16 protein-coding genes and 1 pseudogene are annotated in these 19,085 nt (G+C 39.5%); 11 read left to right on the forward strand and 6 right to left on the reverse strand.

The genetic code is table 11. The features are described from left to right. Positions 1–11 precede the first annotated feature (11 nt). The 5 genes and pseudogenes from FTT77_RS07865 to cysK all read right to left on the reverse strand — a co-directional run bounded on the left by FTT77_RS07865 (position 12) and on the right by cysK (position 4,936). Positions 12–206 (reverse strand): heavy-metal-associated domain-containing protein, encoded by a 195-nt coding sequence (locus FTT77_RS07865; protein ID WP_078190942.1) that lies wholly within the window; start codon positions 204–206, stop codon positions 12–14. Between the two features lie 66 nt (positions 207–272). Then, positions 273–692: a Cu(I)-responsive transcriptional regulator gene (gene cueR, locus FTT77_RS07870; RefSeq protein WP_180109112.1), complete on the reverse strand. Its 420-nt coding sequence runs from the start codon at positions 690–692 to the stop codon at positions 273–275. 1 nt (position 693) lies between these two features. Next, positions 694–3,132 carry a copper-translocating P-type ATPase gene (locus FTT77_RS07875; RefSeq protein WP_373686705.1) on the reverse strand — a complete coding sequence of 813 codons (2,439 nt, stop codon included), beginning with the start codon at positions 3,130–3,132 and terminating at the stop codon, positions 694–696. A 72-nt stretch (positions 3,133–3,204) separates the two neighbouring features. Next, positions 3,205–3,366 (reverse strand): annotated as a pseudogene (locus FTT77_RS17595) (cation transporter); the annotation flags it as partial. A 571-nt stretch (positions 3,367–3,937) separates the two neighbouring features. Next, positions 3,938–4,936, reverse strand: coding sequence for a cysteine synthase A (gene cysK, locus FTT77_RS07880; RefSeq protein ID WP_180109114.1), 999 nt, complete (start codon positions 4,934–4,936; stop codon positions 3,938–3,940). A 282-nt stretch (positions 4,937–5,218) separates the two neighbouring features. On the opposite strand from cysK, the gene FTT77_RS07885 reads away from it, so the two are divergent. From FTT77_RS07885 to gcvH, 11 genes are all read left to right on the forward strand, one after another. Further along, a complete protein-coding gene (locus FTT77_RS07885; RefSeq protein WP_078193801.1) occupies positions 5,219–5,536 on the forward strand; it encodes a helix-turn-helix transcriptional regulator in 318 nt (105 codons plus the stop codon). Positions 5,537–5,839: 303 nt separating this feature from the next. Further along, positions 5,840–7,576: a SulP family inorganic anion transporter gene (locus FTT77_RS07890; protein WP_180065082.1), complete on the forward strand. Its 1,737-nt coding sequence runs from the start codon at positions 5,840–5,842 to the stop codon at positions 7,574–7,576. A 204-nt stretch (positions 7,577–7,780) separates the two neighbouring features. Beyond that, positions 7,781–8,974 carry a serine/threonine transporter SstT gene (gene sstT / locus FTT77_RS07895; protein WP_180109115.1) on the forward strand — a complete coding sequence of 398 codons (1,194 nt, stop codon included), beginning with the start codon at positions 7,781–7,783 and terminating at the stop codon, positions 8,972–8,974. Between the two features lie 34 nt (positions 8,975–9,008). Continuing rightward, on the forward strand, positions 9,009–9,683 hold the full coding sequence (locus FTT77_RS07900; protein ID WP_180109116.1) for a YoaK family protein: 675 nt from the start codon (positions 9,009–9,011) through the stop codon (positions 9,681–9,683). A gap of 12 nt (positions 9,684–9,695) precedes the next feature. After that, entirely contained in the window at positions 9,696–10,232 is a 537-nt protein-coding gene (locus FTT77_RS07905; protein ID WP_168377529.1) for a DUF2058 domain-containing protein, read from the forward strand. 246 nt (positions 10,233–10,478) lie between these two features. Further along, positions 10,479–11,729 (forward strand): mechanosensitive ion channel family protein, encoded by a 1,251-nt coding sequence (locus tag FTT77_RS07910; protein ID WP_180048933.1) that lies wholly within the window; start codon positions 10,479–10,481, stop codon positions 11,727–11,729. A 635-nt stretch (positions 11,730–12,364) separates the two neighbouring features. Further along, positions 12,365–13,648, forward strand: coding sequence for a sensor domain-containing diguanylate cyclase (locus FTT77_RS07915; RefSeq protein WP_257224245.1), 1,284 nt, complete (start codon positions 12,365–12,367; stop codon positions 13,646–13,648). Between the two features lie 95 nt (positions 13,649–13,743). Next, the gene (locus FTT77_RS07920) at positions 13,744–15,618 is read left to right on the forward strand and encodes an ABC transporter ATP-binding protein (RefSeq protein ID WP_078193808.1); all 1,875 of its coding nucleotides are present in this window, start codon (positions 13,744–13,746) and stop codon (positions 15,616–15,618) included. Continuing rightward, on the forward strand, positions 15,596–16,045 hold the full coding sequence (locus FTT77_RS07925) for a MaoC family dehydratase (RefSeq protein ID WP_180008877.1): 450 nt from the start codon (positions 15,596–15,598) through the stop codon (positions 16,043–16,045). The genes FTT77_RS07920 and FTT77_RS07925 overlap by 23 nt, the downstream gene beginning before the upstream one ends. Before the next feature lie 149 nt (positions 16,046–16,194). Then, entirely contained in the window at positions 16,195–17,223 is a 1,029-nt protein-coding gene (locus FTT77_RS07930) for an AraC family transcriptional regulator (protein WP_078190954.1), read from the forward strand. 72 nt (positions 17,224–17,295) lie between these two features. Beyond that, positions 17,296–17,670, forward strand: coding sequence for a glycine cleavage system protein GcvH (gcvH, locus tag FTT77_RS07935; protein WP_180008881.1), 375 nt, complete (start codon positions 17,296–17,298; stop codon positions 17,668–17,670). 97 nt (positions 17,671–17,767) lie between these two features. On the opposite strand, the gene FTT77_RS07940 is transcribed toward gcvH, so the two are convergent. Then, positions 17,768–18,958: a PilT/PilU family type 4a pilus ATPase gene (locus tag FTT77_RS07940; RefSeq protein ID WP_180021768.1), complete on the reverse strand. Its 1,191-nt coding sequence runs from the start codon at positions 18,956–18,958 to the stop codon at positions 17,768–17,770. Positions 18,959–19,085 lie beyond the last annotated feature (127 nt).

Genomic DNA, 19,085 nt, shown 5'->3' on the forward strand with positions numbered 1-19,085 from the left:
CAATATCTAAGTTATGCAATCACAGGTGGGAAACCATCTTCGGTTAAAGCGCTAATCAATTGTTCTGCACTGGCACTAGATTCAACATCAACTAATTTTGTTGCTACATCAATAGTAACCGTTGCATTTTCATCTAAGTCTTTAATCGTTGCTGTCACGCTACGTGCGCAACCACCACATGTCATATTATCAATACGAAATTTCATGCTGTTCATCCTTCTTTTCTAATAACAACACTATAAACCTTGCCACGATTGTAAGGTCAAGCGAGTTTAATTCTTCGATGTATGACAACACTCAGCCATGCCCGTTTCGATTTGATTTAAAATCGTACAATCGGCTTGATCATTACCGGCACAACCATCGACAGACTGTTGCAAGATCTCAACCATGGCCTGTAAGTCTGCGATTTTTTGATTTAAGGTCTGGATATGTTTTAACGCCAATGCTTTAACTTCTACACTTTGCCGACTTTGATTTTTCCAAAGCCCAAGTAAATCTTTCATTTGTTCAGAAGAAAAACCTAAATCACGCGCATGTCTCAAGAAACTCAAGGTTTTAATATCGGTTTCTGAATAAATTCGATAACCTGCATCGGTGCGCTGCGCATTATTTAACAGCCCAATCGATTCATAATAACGGATCATTTTTGCAGAAATGCCCGAAGCTTTCGCTGCTTGTCCAATATTCATCTCAAGACTCCTGAAAAACTGGCCCTTTAAATGCTTTTAAACGCAAGGCATTTGACACAACAAACACCGATGAAAGTGCCATTGCACCTGCTGCGAACATAGGTGAAAGCAGTATGCCAAAGAATGGATATAACACACCTGCAGCGACAGGAATCAATGCTGCATTGTAAATAAATGCCCAAAATAGATTTTGGCGAATATTATTCATCGTCGCAGTACTCAGTGCGATTGCTGTCGGTACCATTTGTAAATTACCCGACATAAGCACAACGTCCGCGGCCTCTATCGCCACATCTGTCCCTGTACCAATCGCCATGCCCACATCTGCTTGCGCAAGTGCAGGCGCATCATTAATACCATCGCCAACAAAACATACAACACCATGTTCTTTTTGCAACTGTTGTACAGATTGCACTTTTTGATCTGGCATCACTTCAGCAATCACATGATCAATTTTCAACTGTCGTGCTATGGCAGAAGCAGTATGTCGGTTGTCGCCTGTAATCATGGCCACTTTCAGCCCTAAATCATGCAAAGCTTGAATGGCTGCGAAGGTTGTAGCTTTGATCGGGTCGGCTACAGCAACAATGGCAGCAAGCTGTTGATCGATCGATACATATAGCGGGGTTTTCCCTTCATTGCCCATGCGTTCTGCCAGTGCTGAAAAGATTTGTGTTTCTAAACCAAGTTTATGCATCAAATGATCTGCACCAATATAAATGCTTTGTCCTTCAACAACCGCCTGAATCCCAGCACCAGTCACGGAATCAAACTGTTCAACTTCTAAAAGTTGCACTTGCATCTCTTTCGCAGCTTGTACAATGGCATAGGCAATCGGATGTTCAGATTTCTGCTCTACAGAGGCCAATAACTGAAATACGCGATCTTTATCAAAAGCTTCAGTGACTTCAAAATCAGTCAGTTTCGGTTTACCTTCCGTCAAAGTCCCTGTTTTATCAACTGCAACCACTTGTGTATTTTTGAGTTGTTGTAAGGCTTCACCTTTACGGAATAAAACTCCAAGTTCTGCACCACGCCCTGTACCGACCATGATAGATGTTGGCGTTGCCAAACCCATTGCACATGGGCATGCGATGATCAGTACTGCTACAGCATTGACTAAAGCATAGGTTAAACTCGGTTCAGGTCCTACAACATACCAAACTAAAAAGGTGATCAAGGCCAACGCCATCACCACTGGTACAAACCATAAAGTGACTTTATCCACCAAAGCTTGAATTGGTAATTTTGAACCCTGAGCCTGTTCGACCATATGGATAATTTGTGCCAAAACAGAATCTTGACCCACCGCAGTGGCTTGTATTTTCAATGCCCCATTTTGGTTAATGGTTCCACCGACAACTTGATCACCGGCTTTTTTCTCGACAGGAATCGGCTCTCCACTGATCATGGATTCATCAATATAACTGTTCCCAGACACTACAGCACCATCGACTGGGCAACGTTCACCAGGCCGTATTTCAATCAACATACCTGTTTCAACATCACTAATCGGCAAATCTATAAAGGTACCAGATTGCTCTACACGTGCTGTTTTGGGTTGCATGCCGACTAAGTATTGAATAGCTTGCGATGTTTTACCTTTGGCTTTCGCCTCCATAAAACGACCCAACAGAATCAACGCCACAATTACTGCGGCTGCTTCAAAGTACACATGAACGGTACCTTGCGGTAATAATTGCGGAGCAAACGTGGCAACACAAGAAAAACTATAAGCAGATAAAGTCCCGACTGCGACCAAAGAATTCATATCTGGGGCAAGTCGCGCAAGTGCTGGTATGCCATGCTGATAAAAGCGTCTTCCGGGTAGGATTAACACCAAAGTAGTTAATATAAACTGAATATACCAACTATTTTGTGTCCCTAAATTATGTGCAATAAAATGATGAAAAGCTGGAATCATGTGTGATCCCATCTCCAAGATAAAAACAGGAACAGCGAGTACCAATGCGATGATTAAATCACGTTTGAGTAACCGAGCTTCGTCGGCTTTTTTTTCTGCCATTGTCGGTTGTTGCTGCGTAGCAACGGTCGCATTGTATCCCGCTTTTTTTACTGCCGCGATCAATTCTTGTGTTTTTGAAACTGGCGCCTGAACAAAGGCTTTTTCACTGGCTAAATTTACCGTTGCTTTACTGACACCGTCTACAGCGTTTAAGGCTTTTTCAACCCGTGCTACACATGAAGCACAGGTCATACCGTCAATATTTAATTCAATATTGGGCTGTGCAATATGAAAACCTGCTTTTTCTACGGACTTCGCCAATGCAGAATTTTCAACAGATGCCAATGCCGTAATTGTGGCTTTTTCAGTTGCCAAATTCACTTTTGCATCGATGACTTCTGGAACTGTCTTTAAGGCTTTTTCAACACGTGCAACACACGATGCGCAAGTCATTCCTTCAATTTCAAGTTCAATCTGCTTTTGTGCAACGCCAAAACCTGCCTTTGCAACGGCCTGAATTACAGCAGAATAATCCACATTTTTATCACTCTGAACATGTGCTGTTTCAGTGGCTAAATTCACTTGAGCATCAGTGATGCCATCGACTTTTTTTAAGGCTTTTTCCACCCGTGCCACACAAGAAGCACAGGTCATCCCTTCAATAGCAAGTATGCCATCAAAAAGTTTGCGTTCTGTCGAATCTGTCATGGCAACATCCCAATCATATGTGCTTGTTTTAGGCTATAGCTTAAACTTTACCACAATGGGAAGGTCAAGTTTTTCTGACTCACAGCAAGGCTTTTCTTTAAGGTATAAAGAATTGCGAAGATTTAAAAACATAATCAATAATATTGAATAATGATTATTCAATTAGTTTATTTTTCTGATATTAAAACTACACATTTCCTCATTATTCAGTAAGATAGAGATTCGTGACCGCCAAACGAATTACTCTCTTTCGCATGTACAAACTGTCGAACATTTGCTTTAACTGCGCATATTTGTGTGCTTTTTTATTTTTAATTTTAAGTTGGAGTCGGGATCATATTGATGTTTGGGTCACTCAAGTGGTTATCCCTGCTGTCACGATATGCATACTCTTAGGCTTCCTGTTTAAATACATCGCTCGAAAGTTAGGACATGAACCACCTAAACGAAAAACTAAACAACAAAATCCCAAAAACGATGATCACGACGCGTCTTAAGACACGTACAAATAGCAAAATCATCAATAAAAAAGCCCATTCAAATGAATGGGCTTTTTTTCATGTCAGACCTATTAGTCAGCACTAATATCTTCAAATAAAACGGAAGAAAGGTAACGTTCACCACCATCCGGTAAAATGACCACAATGGTTTTGCCTGCATTCTCAGGACGTGCAGCAAGTTTTGCCGCCGCAGCCATTGCCGCGCCACTAGAGATACCCACTAAAATACCGTCGTGAGTAGCCGTTTTACGTGCCCACTCGATCGCTTCAGCACTTTCAATACCGATCACTTCATCAACAAGGTCTAGATCTAAGTTACCCGGAATAAAGTTAGCGCCAATCCCCTGAATTTTGTGTGGCCCAGGAGTCAGTGTTTCGCCTTTTTTCGCTTGGGCAATAATCGGAGATTCAGCCGGTTCAACCGCAACAGAATAAAGTGGCTGATTTTTCACTTTTTCAAAATAACTTGAAATGCCAGAAATCGTACCACCTGTACCTACACCCGATACTAAAATATCCACTTTACCACCAGTTGCTTCCCAAATTTCTGGGCCAGTGGTCAATTCATGAATTTTAGGGTTTGCAGGGTTTTCAAACTGTTGTGGTAAATAATACGTTTCAGGATGTTCGGCAACGAGGCGCTGTGCTTCTTCGACTGCACCTTTCATGCCTTTAGCAGGTTCAGTCAATACGAGATTTGCACCAAAAGATTTTAACACCTTACGGCGTTCGATACTCATACTTGCTGGCATGGTTAATGTAATTGCATAACCTTTCGCAGCTGCAACAAATGCCAAAGCAATCCCTGTATTACCACTTGTAGGTTCTACAATATGCATACCCGGTTTTAATAAACCTTTTTCTTCTGCATCTGCAATGAGAGCTGCACCTACACGACATTTCACTGAAAATGCTGGGTTACGGCTTTCAACTTTAGCCAAGACCGTTGCTTCTGACTGAATCGCACGATTAATACGAACTAAAGGTGTATTACCAATCGCTTCAGCGTTATTACTATATACTGCGATACCTAAATTAATCGTTGCTGGAAAAGCTGAATCTGTTGTCATGACTATTTATCCCTTGTGTATTTATTGAATACGATCTTTAGATGATACAATTATTTTCAAAGTGTGCATGATTTTTTAAGCTAATGTCTTATATTTATGTGCATTTTGTGAAAGCTTGCACTAAAATCAAGCAATAAATTTAACTGATTAACTAAATTTAAACTTATAAAAATTAATGATATTTGATTTCATAAAAAACCATAGAAATTGTCTTATTTATTCAATGTATTAAGCCGCGATATCCGTATACTTGAGCTGTTGTTAATCGTATGGACATATCCAATGAATACCGATCTGGAAATCACTACTATGCGTGATTCTGCCGAATTAGTCGTGGGCGTTTTAAAGTCGCTGGCAAATACGGATCGTCTACTAATTTTATGTCATCTAGCACAGCAAGAATTGAATGTGTCTCAGATTGAAGAAATCACTGATATTAAACAGCCAACCCTCTCACAACAACTGATGATGTTACGCAAAAGTGATGTTGTGACCACGCGTCGTGATGGAAAGCAAATTTATTATTCAATTAAAGATGCAAATTTAGTTCAAGTTCTCAATACTCTTTACCAATTGTATTGCAACCAATCTTATAAATAACACTCAGTTATTTTAAAATTTCAAGCCAGACATGCTGTTCTTGCACCACTATAGATGAATTATCGCAATGGACAGCAATTCAATACCTTAATTTACCCTCCAGACTTCTTTTAAATATCAATAATTATTTCGAATATCCTAAGCTTTAAAACAGCTTATCCTTTTCATTAATTCATTTAAAATGATGGCTTCTTAAATATCCCCTTAAATTTCCTGCAATATTGTACGGTCAAAATTTATTGCACAAGACTTCTTAGCATTTTTTATGCATAATATATATGAAATTGTGATTTAGATAAGTTTATGTCAGATTTAAAACCTCATTTCTTACAGAAATTTCCTGCTTGGCAGTGGTTACAGCACTACAGCACTGTGAAATTTAAATCTGATGTACTTGCTTCGCTGATCGTTATTGCCATGTTAGTCCCTCAAGGTATGGCGTATTCCATGCTGGCAGGTTTACCCCCAATCATGGGTTTATATGCTAGTATTTTACCGATGATTGTCTACGCCCTCATTGGTGGAAGTTCAACCTTATCTATAGGCCCTGTGGCAATCATTTCGATGATGACCTTCGCCACGCTCAATCCGCTGTTTGAAGTCGGTTCGCCTGTTTATATTGAAGCAGCGACACTTTTGGCCTTAATGGTCGGGCTGATTTCTCTGCTGCTAGGTGTATTACGTTTCGGTTTTTTAATTCAGTTGATCAGTCATCCAGTAATTAAAAGCTTCATTATTGCTTCGGCTCTGCTCATTGCACTAGGTCAGTTTAAGTTTCTCGTCGATGTCCCGCTAAAAGCCAACAACATCCCTGAGTTTGTTTTAAGTCTGTGGGAATACCTGAGTTTAACTCACTTTGCTTCACTCATCTTTGGTGTGCTGGCCATACTGTTTTTAATCTATGTACCAAAAATGTTGGCCACTCAATCGATCCAATCTCGATTCGGCTCTACTGCCTTTCTAAGTAAAGCACTTCCATTGATACTAGTGGTGATCTCAATTGCATCGGTGATGTTATTTGACCTGCAAAATGTCGGCATTAAAACCGTCGGTGAAATTCCTTCAGGATTTCCACCCTTAAGCTTTCCACATTGGAACTGGGAACTGGTACAAACCTTACTGCCCGGTGCAACAATGATTGCCATGATCAGTTTTGTTGAGTCACTGTCTATTGCCCAAGCCACTGCCTTACAACAACGCAGCCAACTCAATAGTAACCAAGAGTTGATCGCTTTAGGTTTAGCCAATCTAAGCGCTGGGGTTAGCTCTGCCTTTCCTGTGACAGGTAGCTTATCGCGTACAGTTGTTAATGCAGATGCAGGTGCAAAAACCCCGATGGCTGGCGTGTTGTCGTCATTGCTGATTATCGTTGTCAGTCTTTACTTCACTGGTTTTTTCCAAGACTTACCTTTAGTCATCTTGGCGGCCACAATTATTGTTTCTATTTGGAAATTAGTCGACTTTAAACCTTTTGTGGATACATGGCGTTATTCAAAAGCTGATGGTATTGCGATGTGGGTGACCTTTTTCGGTGTGGTGTGTATCGATATTTCTACGGGTCTCATTATTGGCATCATTTCTACCTTTATTCTGTTGTTATGGCGTATTAGTCGGCCACATATTGCGGTGATCGGCTTGGTTGAGGGCACACAGCATTTCCGTAATGTACAGCGTCATCATGTCTATACCGCACCACATATACTCTCGCTCCGTATAGATGAAAATATCTCGTTTTTAAATGCCAATACGCTTAAAGGTTTCCTGATCAATGAAGTCAGTCAAAATATTGACCTAGAGCATGTTGTTATCAATTGCTCAAGCGTCAGTTCAATTGACTTAAGTGCCTTAGAAATGTTGGAAGAGTTAAATGCTGAATTATCAAAATTAGATATTCGACTGCATTTTTCTGAAGTCAAAGGTCCTGTCATGGATAAATTGCAGCACTCAAAATTACTCACTCATTTGAGTGGTCAAATTTTTCTCACCCATTATCAAGCCATGACAGAGCTTGCTACAGCCAGTTCTGAATACCAAATTTAAAGGTGTATTCGCTCACTGTTTAATCAAACCAAATTTGATAAACAGTGAGTTTTGAAAGGCTTACATTTTAATACACAAAAATAGATTATAAAAAACAAAGATTTATTTTTAAATAAAATTATTTTATAAGCATTCTATATTTTCGTATAAAATACAGCACTAATTTTCATCATTTTGTCATTGTAATTCTGACAAGGCTCTCCTATGTTTTCAGCATTTACACGCTTGAGTTTAGTAACCCGAATTATTATCGCCATTATTTTAGGTGTATTGGTTGCTGTTGTGGCTCCGGGCGTTGCACCCTATTTAAGTTTGCTTGGTGATTTATTCATTAAGGCATTGAAATCCGTAGCACCGATACTGGTCTTTGTACTTGTACTGTCATCCATTGCAAATTTCAAAGTGGGTAGCAGTAATTCTTACATTAAACCGATTATGTTGATGTACGCTATTGGTATGTTCCTTGCTGCTTTAAGTTCAGTAGTAGCAAGCCTTTTATTCCCTAGTACATTAATTCTTGATGTTGCTGCAGAAAACCTTGTGCCGCCAGGCAGTCTTGCTGAAATATTGAAAAACTTATTATTAAGTTTTGTCGCAAACCCTGTTACAGCAATTTCTGAAGCAAATTTCATTGGTATTTTGGCTTGGGCTGTTGCCTTAGGTATTGCATTTCGTCATGCATCAGAGAACACCAAAGTCTTTTTATCTGACGCTGCTGATGCAGTGAATAAAGTGATCCGTTTAGTGATTAACTTTGCACCTATTGGTATCTTCGGTTTGGTTGCTGTTACATTTGCCGACTCAGGTCTAAAAACGCTTGTTAGTTATGCGCACTTACTTGCGGTATTACTCGGTACCATGTTCTTTGTTGCCTTGGTCATCAATCCACTAATGGTGGCATTTATGACCCGCTCAAATCCGTTCCCATTGGTTTTCCAATGTTTACGTGAAAGTGGTATCACTGCATTCTTTACGCGTAGTTCTGCTGCAAACATTCCTGTAAACCTTGACCTTGCGAAGCGTCTTGGTGTACCAGAGTCAACTGCAAGCGTAGCAATTCCTTTAGGTGCAACTGTCAATATGGCAGGTGCATCGGTCACAATTACAGTCCTCACACTAGCAGCAGTTCATACTTTGGGCATTTCTGTTGATTTCAGCACAATGTTGATTTTATCAGTCGTTGCTACCGTTTCTGCATGTGGTGCTTCAGGTGTTGCTGGTGGTTCATTGCTGCTTATTCCAGTGGCTTGTGGCCTGTTTGGTATTTCAAGTGATATCGCGATGCAAGTTGTAGCCATTGGTATGGTTATTAGCGTACTTCAAGATTCAACTGAAACCGCTTTAAACTCTTCGACTGACGTATTATTTACAGCTGCAGTAGACCGTGGTTTAAGATAATATCCTGATATTGGATACTTTTTAAGGCGAGGCCATGCCTTTTCAGACTTTACCGCTTTGGATACAACTGGGTGCTTTTTTTCTCGCAGTGAATGCAGGAATGATTAATGTACTCGGCCTGGTGACGATCTTGCACCAGTCGGTATCTCACATGACGGGTAATGTCAGTATGTTAGCCATGGCCTTCATTGCATGGCAGCCAAATACGATTATTTATTTGATTTTAGTCTTACTCTGTTATGTGATTGGCTCATTTTATAGTGGGCTTATTCTTGGAAATAGTCACTTTAGCTTAACCAGACGTTATGGCGTCCCATTAAGCTTGGTGGCTTTTTTTATTGTCCTGTGTTGGCTACTATTGCCCTATTTTCCACGTTACGCTTTGCTTTGGGCATGTGTGGCGATGGGTGTACAAAATGCAATGGTTAGCCACTATAAAGGTACCATTATTCGTACCACACACCTTTCTGGTATTTTGACGGACTTAGGTTTGGCTTTGGGTTATAAAGCCCGTGGACTTCCGGTTGAGTCGAAACGTGTGGTCTTACATTTATTAATTTTGGCGGGATTTATCGTTGGTGGCATACTTGCCAGTTGGCTTTATCCTTATTTAAAATTAAACGCATTCCTAATTCCTGCCGCACTCAGTGTAGTTATGAGCGCAGTATATTGGATCATCTATTTTCATTATCGACATATACACGATTAGTTGGAACGTACTATGGTTAAAAATGCATTACAGGCGCAACTGCTTAAAGCAGGTCTGGTCGATAATAAAAAGGCAAAAAAATTGTCTAAACAAGCCGTACATGAAAAACGTACTGGTGAAAGTAAAGATGCTGAAATCAAGGCGAAAATTGAGCAAGATCAGCAGCAGAAAATGGCCAAAGATCATGCTTTAGAGCAAGATCGTAAAGCCGTTTTGCAAGAAAAAGAATTAAAAGCTGCCATCATGCAAATGATTAATCAGCATAAAATTCGTGATACCGATGGCGAATCGACCTATCAATTTATCGATGATGCCAAGATTAAAAAGCTTTATATCAATCAGCAAATTTATAATGCCCTGGTTGCTGGCAGTCTTGTTATTGCACGTGAAAATAGCAACTATGCTTTTTTACCAAAAGAATTAGCCGACCGTATTAATGCGAAAATGGAAGGCTTTATTATTGTGAATAATTCTGAAGTCAATGAACAAACCACGGATGAAGAAGATCCATATGCAGCTTATGTAATTCCTGATGATTTAATGTGGTAAGCATTTCATATCGCTAATGAAGCTCCTAATTAGGGGGCTTTTTTTAGCTCAACATTTATTTATTTTAGTTCATCAATTAGGTTATACCTTCAAAAAATCATTTTTAGCACAAAATAAGTAACATTATGGACTATACATGTCGTAACTCCGTAAAGTTTACGAGTATAAAATTGCTTATATAATCATCATAATTACAATAGTTTGATCATTAAACCTTTCATTTACTTCAATAAGAGTAGGATAATTTTGGAAAAATTTCAGTTCATTAAAAATATTCAAGACTGGTCAGATCAATATCCGTGGCTAGAAATGCTGACTTCGCTCAGTCTTATTATTATTTTTGCCATTATCGCAAATTTTATCGCCAAGCAAATTGTGGTACGTGGTATTCGTAAGCTCGTGTCTAAAATGGCCTTTAGCCACAGTCAAATTTTGTCAGAACATAGTGTGATTAAACGCTTTGCCAACATTGTTCCAGCAATTGTAATCTTAAATGGCATAACCACAGTCCCACATTTATCTGTGAAGTTTATCTCAATCGTTCAAATGGCTTGTCAGGCCTTTATCTTCCTGACCATTGCTTTAGCCATTTCTGAATTACTAAATATTTTTAATCTGATTTACCAACGTAATCCAAAATCTAGAAACAAACCGATTAAAGGCTATTTGCAGTTGGTCAAATTGATTATTTTTTTGGTGTGTGGCCTGATGATTTTAGGTACTTTCTTGAAAAAAGATGTATTTACATTACTCGCAGGCTTTGGTGCTATGGCGGCCGTGCTCATGTTGGTTTTTCAGAACACCATTTTGTCACTGGTGGCTTCGGTACAAATTTCTTCTTATGACATGGTGCGAATTGGTGACTGGATTGAGATGCCTTCGCTTAATGCGGATGGCGATGTCATTGATATGTCATTACATACTATTACCGTGCAGAACTTTGATAAGACCTTTACCACGATTCCAACCAATAAACTGGTGACTGACACCTTTAAAAACTGGCGTGGTATGGCACAGTCTGGTGTGCGCCGCATCAAACGCTCGCTTTATATTGATCAAAGCTCTATTCATTTCATGACTCAGGATGAGCAAAACAAACTCAAAGAATTTTTATTATTAGATCAATATCTTGATCATAAGCATGAAGAGCTTGCTCAGTTTAATCAGCAACTTTCAAATCAATCGAAATATAATCAGCGCCGTTTAACCAATCTTGGGACCTTTCGTGCCTATGTAGAATTCTACTTACAACAGCATTCAGGCATTGCCCAACACCAAACGATTTTGGTGCGTCAGTTACAACCCACGAGTGAGGGCATACCTTTAGAGATTTATGCTTTTAGTAAAACCATTGCATGGAAAGATTATGAAGCGATTCAATCTGATATCTTTGACCATCTGATTGCAATCACACCTGAGTTTGGTCTTAAAATCTATCAAGCCCCTTCTAGTGCCGATTTTAAAGCCCTCGTTCAACCAAATGTTGATAAAAGCTAAGACTTAATTGCGCATCTCCCCATGTATATTTGAAGAAGAAATTCTTTAGGTTAAAGAATTCACAATGTCGATTGAATATATATTGGGGGCGTTTTCTTTAAAAGCTATTCGACATCTGCTAGTGCTTGTTTATCGCGCAATGCAAGGATTTAGAGCAGGCTAGATAAATGCGCTGATCGTATAATTTCCTAAAAATATAATGCATCTGAAACAACTAAAAATAATTAACTGATGTTACGCACATAACAGTAATTTCACATTTTAAAAATGATTTTTAATTCTATTCGACGGAGTCTTACATCTAGGGGGTGAATAAAGGGATTAGCCTTCGGCTGGAGGTACTTTTGTTTTGGCAAAAGCACCCAAAACCATTGTCATCCGCAAAACTCGTTCACTAGCGTCAAATTATTCAAAGTATCGCAAAAACATTTTTGATTAGAAGAAGTGCTGTCTCAAACACTTGCGGATGACGTTACCGCGTATCATACTTTTATTTAAATCAAATTACGCTTCTGGTGTTACTGCGTAACATCAGTAATTAAAAAAACCCAAACAAATACTATACAAATGTAGACAATTTTAGATACTATTTGTTAACAGTTGCATAAAAACGCTTCTAAAATAGGAACTTGATCATGGAAGGCCTCAATCAACCTTCTCAGAAATCAGTTAAAAACGAATCACAATTACTCATTGAATCGATGAATCGCACTTCTGCCAAACATACGCTCATACAGGCAGAAGCATGTGACCTAGAGAATCGTGTCCGTATTGAGCGTGCTTTATCCGACCCGATTGCACGTATTCCGGCACAGTTTAAAAATGCTTATTACAAGTTTTTGTACTATAACCAGAAAGACTATTTAAAACAGGTCAACTATTTCGCTCAATTGGCCTTTTTAATCTATTTTTGGGCAGATCACTATGTGCTGCCAGACGTAGAAATGCTTTCAGGTGTGATTCGTATCATTGCCATTATTGGTGCATTTAGCCTGAACTATGTTCTGTTTAAATATATCAAACAGATTAAATTGCTCGATTTGATTTTGCCACTCTCCACTTGCCTTTCAGCGATACTCTGGTTTGAGATATTACTTCAGTCGCAAAATGAACTGGTGCATAGTTATCAATATGCTGCCATTATTTTGATTGTATTGGGTAATTTAAGTATTCATGTGCATTTTCGCCCTTCGATCATCACCTCTGCCATGATCTCGGCAGCGATCCTTTTTGGCGCATGGCGCATTAATGATTTTGGTGATTTTACAATATTTTTATTGGTGTACGTTCCTGTGCTGCTGTTCAGTATGTATATCTGCTGGAACTCTACGCTCAACTCTCGTAAAACGTTTCTAAGAGCGCTGCTAGATGACTGGAACTTTCATACCCTGCGCAAAATTGCCCATACGGATGAATTAACCCAGTTAAGCAATCGTCGCCAATTTGTACATGCTGCAAATAAAAAAATCCAAGAAACCCCTATGACGGTCTGTACCAGTCTTTTGATTTTTGATGTCGATCATTTTAAAGCGATTAACGATCAATACGGACATGATGTCGGCGATCAAGTATTATGCCAAATTGCTGAAATTGCACGGAAAGAAATGCGTTTTTACGATATATTGGCGCGTTTCGGGGGTGAAGAATTTATTGTACTTTTGCCTTATACCGTCCCAGAAGATGCATTAAAAATTGCTGAACGGTTAAGACATAAAATGGAACAATACCAGTTTTATATAGATGGTCAATTGGTGAAATTTTCGATCTCCATTGGTGTTTCCAAAATTGACCCTAACCACGCCAAACTTGATCAGTTAATTAAACAAGCCGATATTGCTCTATACGAAGCAAAACGCCAAGGTCGTAATCGGGTTGTACATTTTAATTCTATGAACTTTTGCAGCCAAGCTTTTAAGTAAATAAACAAATCAAAATGGAGAAAAACCAGCGAATCCATTACACTCAGAGCTGAAGAAAGAAAGATTAATTACAGCAAAATTCTCAGGTTATCTGCATGCTTAAATGGTTTGAAAATTTAGTTGACGCTTATCCTGAACAGGACTTGAATAAACCATTGCCGACAAAATTTTTCCCCTTTGTATGGCAAGCTGCGACGGGTGTAAAAAAATACCTATTGTTATTGGTACTCTGTACAGCAGGTGTAGCGAGTTTTGAAGCACTGCTTTATTCCAAAATTGGCGAATTAGTCAATTGGATCAGTAAGTCTCAACCTGAAACCTTTTTACAGCAGCACCAGACGAATCTGACCATTTTAAGCTTTATTTTATTGGCAAATATCTTCTTTTCTTGCCTTCAAACCATTATTAAACATCAGATTCTATATAGCACCTTTCCAATGCGCCTACGTTGGAGATTTCATAACTTATTACTGAAACAAAGTTTAGATTTCTTCCACAACGACTTTGCAGGTCGTTTATCTGCCAAAGTCATGCAAACTTCACTGGCTGTACGTGAGTTTTGGATTATTCTTGGTGACATGTTGGCCTATGTCTTCATTTACCTGATTTCGATCACCGTGATTTTAGGTGCTATATCGCCACTGTTGATTGTTCCATTATTACTTTGGCTGGCTTTATTTATTGGTTCTGCATGCTATTTCATCCCAAAATTAAGCAAAATTTCAAATGAACAAGCCAATGCACGCGCAGTAATGACTGGTCGTGTCACCGATGCCTACACCAATATTCAAACAGTGAAATTATTTGCCCATGCGGGCCGTGAAAGCCAATATGCCAAAGCCTCAATGAAAGAATTTATGGTGACGGTGTATAAGCAAATGCGACTTGCTGCAAAATACAACATCGCGACGAATTTGCTGATCATTGTTTTATATGGTGGCGTACTTGGAACAGCCGTTTGGCTCTGGATGGATGGTCAAGCTGAGCTTGGGGTCATTGCAGCAGCGACCGCCATGATTTTAAAACTCAGTAGTATTTCCGAGTTTATGATGTGGCAAACATCTGCCCTATTTGAAAATGTCGGGACCATTCAAGATGGGATGAAAACTATGGGCCGCCCAATTCATATTCAAGATAAAGCTGATGCAACCGACTTAAAAGTACAGCAAGGCGAAATTAAATTTGAAGATGTCAGTTTTGCTTATAATGATAAAAAGGTCATCAATCAATTTAATTTAACCATTCGACCAGGTGAAAAAATCGGTATAGTCGGGCGTTCAGGTGCCGGAAAATCGACATTAATTCAACTTTTACTCCACTTTTATGATATCAATCATGGTCGTATTTCGATTGATGGCCAAAATATAGAAGATATTACTCAAGATAGCTTGAGAAAAAATATTGCTTTGGTGACCCAAGACACCTCGTTATTGCATCGCACGGTTGAAGAAAATATTAAATATGGCCGTCCGAATGCGACTGATGAAGAAATGTATGATGCAGTACGCAAAGCGAAAGCTGATGAATTCATTCCTCAATTGATCGATTTACGTGGTCAACGTGGCTATGACGCATTTGTTGGTGAACGTGGTGTTAAATTATCTGGCGGTCAGCGTCAACGTATTGCAATTGCTCGAGTATTTTTAAAAGACGCACCAATTTTAATTTTAGATGAAGCCACAAGTGCGCTCGATTCAGAAGTCGAAGCTGCGATTCAATCGAGTTTAGATGATTTGATGCAAGGCAAAACTGTGATTGCCATTGCGCATCGACTGTCAACAATTGCGCAAATGGATCGATTGATTGTCTTGGATCAAGGACGTATTGCTGAGCAAGGCACCCATGAAGAGCTTGTCGCTTTGAATGGTATTTATGCACACTTGTGGCAGCGTCAAACCGGTGGATTTTTAATAGAACAACATAAAGTAGAATCAAAGGAAGATGAAAATGCTGTATCTGGAAGACCTTAAAGTTGGTGATCACTTTAGCAGTCGTGAATATGAAATGACTGTTGAAGAAATCAAGCAATTTGCCAACGCTTTTGATCCTCAGGAATTTCATACAGATGAAGTCAAAGCCCAACAGCACCCGATCTTTCAAGGGCTAGCGGCAAGTGGTTGGCATACTGCTGCTGTAACAATGCGCTTATGGACTGAATGTTTCCTTGTGGCTTATGGCTTAATTGGCTCTGAATCAAGTCTGCGTTGGCCGCGCCCAACACGTCCGGGGGATAAAATTCGTGTAGAAGTTGAAATATCTGCAATTACTCCGTCGAAAAGTAAGACAGACCGCGGCATTGTGACCTATGTTACGCAAGCGCTCAATCAGCACAATGACGTTCTTTATATGTCTACGACCAAAATTGTGGTCTTTTCCAAAGATTTTAAACCGAATTAATCCTTAACGGCCTACTTTACAACGCTAAGGTAGGCCGCTATAAATAGTTGAGCCTAGTCAGTTTGTCCAACAATTTTTGTGGGATACAACACGGAATCATGCCAATATAACCTTGAACAGAAGAAAAACCCGCATTGCAACGGAACGCTATGAAAACAATTAATTCCCGTCAGGATCAGGGTATTCCCGGAGTGTATGGATTGCTCCTTTTAGATGTGGTCTCTCGATGGGGCTACACTGCAGAAACATTATTTAGTCCATTCGGATTAAACAGCGAACAATTGGCTGAACCAGATTTCCGTATTCCAACACCCATCGCCAATCAATTGGTAGAGCACGCACTACGATTAACTGGTGAGCCAACTCTAGGTTTTCATTTGGGCAACCAAATGCGCATCTCAATTCATGGTTTTATTGGCTATGCCATCATGACGGCGAAGGACATAACTGATGCCTTAGTCTTGGCAAACCGTTTTATTCAGTTACGCATGCCCTTTTTACAGCTTTTTTTCTCAACTTTTGGAACCAAAGCTACTGTTCAACTACAAACCGACGTTACGATTGAGCCTTTACGTACTGAGATTTCTATTGCCTTAATTTTTGGCATGATCAGCATGGGCAAAGCAATTACTGGTGTGGATTATTCTGCGGGAGAAATTGATTTTGATTTCCCTCAACCTGAAGGTTTTGAGCGGTTTATTGCCAAATATCCACGACACCAATTTAGATTTGATCAGCCACATCTCTTACTTAGTTTTGATAAGCAATATTTAACCAATAAATTGGTCCATGCAGACCCGATTGCCAGTCAAATCGCCATTAATCAATGTGAAGCTGAACTTTCTGCTTTGGGCGAACGCCACCGTATTGCCATGCGCGTTCGTGACATTTTAACCAACTCTGAGCAGCACTATTTAAGTATTGAAAGTGTTGCTGAACGGCTACACATGTCCGATCGAACCCTTAAACGCCAACTTGCTGCCGAAGGGACTTCATTTTCAACATTGGTTGACGAAGTTCGCTACCGTCATGCTACTTCGCTTCTATCACGGACTGATTTTACCTTAGAGCAAATTGCTGATGAATTGGGCTATAGCGATGTCGCCAATTTTAGCCGTGCTTTTAAGCGTTGGAGTGGTCGTAGCCCAAGCAATTGGCGTAAAGATCCGTACTTATAAGTCTTTTGTTTTACCTAAAAAGCATGTATAACTCATGCCAAAAATGAATTTAATGGATTTAAGGAGTTATCAATGAATCATCCTTCAGATTTAAAGTACGCAAGTACACATGAATGGGTGCGAATTGAAGGTGACCTTGTTGTTACAGGCATTTCTGATCATGCACAAGACGCATTGGGTGATTTAGTTTATGTTGAAGCACCAGATGTGGGCCAACATATCACTGCTGGTGAACAAGCGGGTGTGGTCGAGTCGGTAAAAACCGCTTCTGATATTCATGCACCGATTTCTGGTGTGGTTGTTGAAGTCAATCCAGACCTTGAAGATGATCCTGATTTTGTAAACGATGCACCTTATAGCAAAGGTTGGATTTATAAAATTAAACCAGACAATATGGCTGATGTAGATGCTTTATTGACCAGCGAACAATACGAAGCTGGTCTGTAAATATTTCTAATATCTAAAAAATCAGCCCTCAGGCTGATTTTTTTATTTCAATTTGATAGCTAAATTGGCTTATATACCATTTGCATGAATATGCAGCTTATATTTCTTCCGAAGCTTCGGTGCTTTCAGGTTCTTCTTTCTTTTCTTCAACCATACTAAACGATTGCGCAGCCGCTGAAGTACCATTTGCACGTGAACTTTTTAGTTTAATTTGCAAACGTAGTTCATTGGTTGAATCAGCATTTCTTAAGGCCTCTTCATAAGAAATTGCGCCGTCATTATATAAATCAAATAAAGCTTGGTCGAAAGTTTGCATCCCAAGTTCACGAGATTTTGCCATGATCGCTTTTAATTCATGAAACTCACCTTTCAAAATCAAATCTGAAATAAGCGGCGTGTTTAACATGATTTCAACGGCTGCACGGCGTCCTTTACCATCTTCAGTCCGGATTAAACGCTGCGAAACAATCGCTTTCATATTGCTCGATAAATCCATAAGCAATTGATTTCTTCGCTCTTCTGGGAAGAAGTTAATGATTCGATCTAGGGTTTGATTGGCATTATTTGAATGTAGCGTACCTAAACATAAATGCCCTGTTTCAGCAAAGGCAATCGCATGTTCCATAGTCTCGGTGTCACGAATTTCACCGATTAAAATCACATCTGGCGCTTGTCGTAGTGTATTTTTCAAAGCGTTATGCCACGAATGACTATCTACACCAACTTCACGATGCGTAATCATAGATTTTTTATGTTTATGCACATATTCCACTGGGTCTTCAACAGTGATGATATGGCCTGCACTATTTTCATTTCGATAATCAATCAGCGCCGCTAAAGAGGTTGATTTCCCCGAACCTGTACCACCAACCACTAAAACCAAACCACGTTTTTCCATAATCACGTGCTTAAGCGAAGCCGGTAATTTAAGTTTTTCAAAATTTGGAATTTCTGCGGTAATGGTACGAATGACCATACCTACATGTAACTGTTGCTGAAATACATTGACACGAAAACGCGAAACGTTTGGCACACTAATCGCAAAGTTACATTCTAATTCTTTCTCAAATTCTTTGCGCTGCTTCTCATTCATCAAACTATAGGCGAAAAGCTTTGTTTTCTCAGCATCAAGCGCTTGCTGCCCAAAGGGTTTCATCATACCTTGATGTTTAATACTTGGTGGAAAATCTGCCGTAATAAATAAATCAGAACCACCATATTCAACCACTTTTGTTAACATGTGGAACATAAAACGGCGTGCTTCTTCCAACAATTCAGCAGTGTACATCAACTTCCCCAATATAAAATTTCAAACACCCAAGCACAGATTGTCATTATTTCTGGCGCTGTATTGGGCTTAGACATTATTGTGCATAAAAAGTGTGACTCACTCAAACATAAAATACTGAATTATC

The organism is Acinetobacter sp. YH01010 (assembly GCF_013420775.1).
GTDB classification, from domain to species: Bacteria; Pseudomonadota; Gammaproteobacteria; order Pseudomonadales; family Moraxellaceae; genus Acinetobacter; species Acinetobacter amyesii.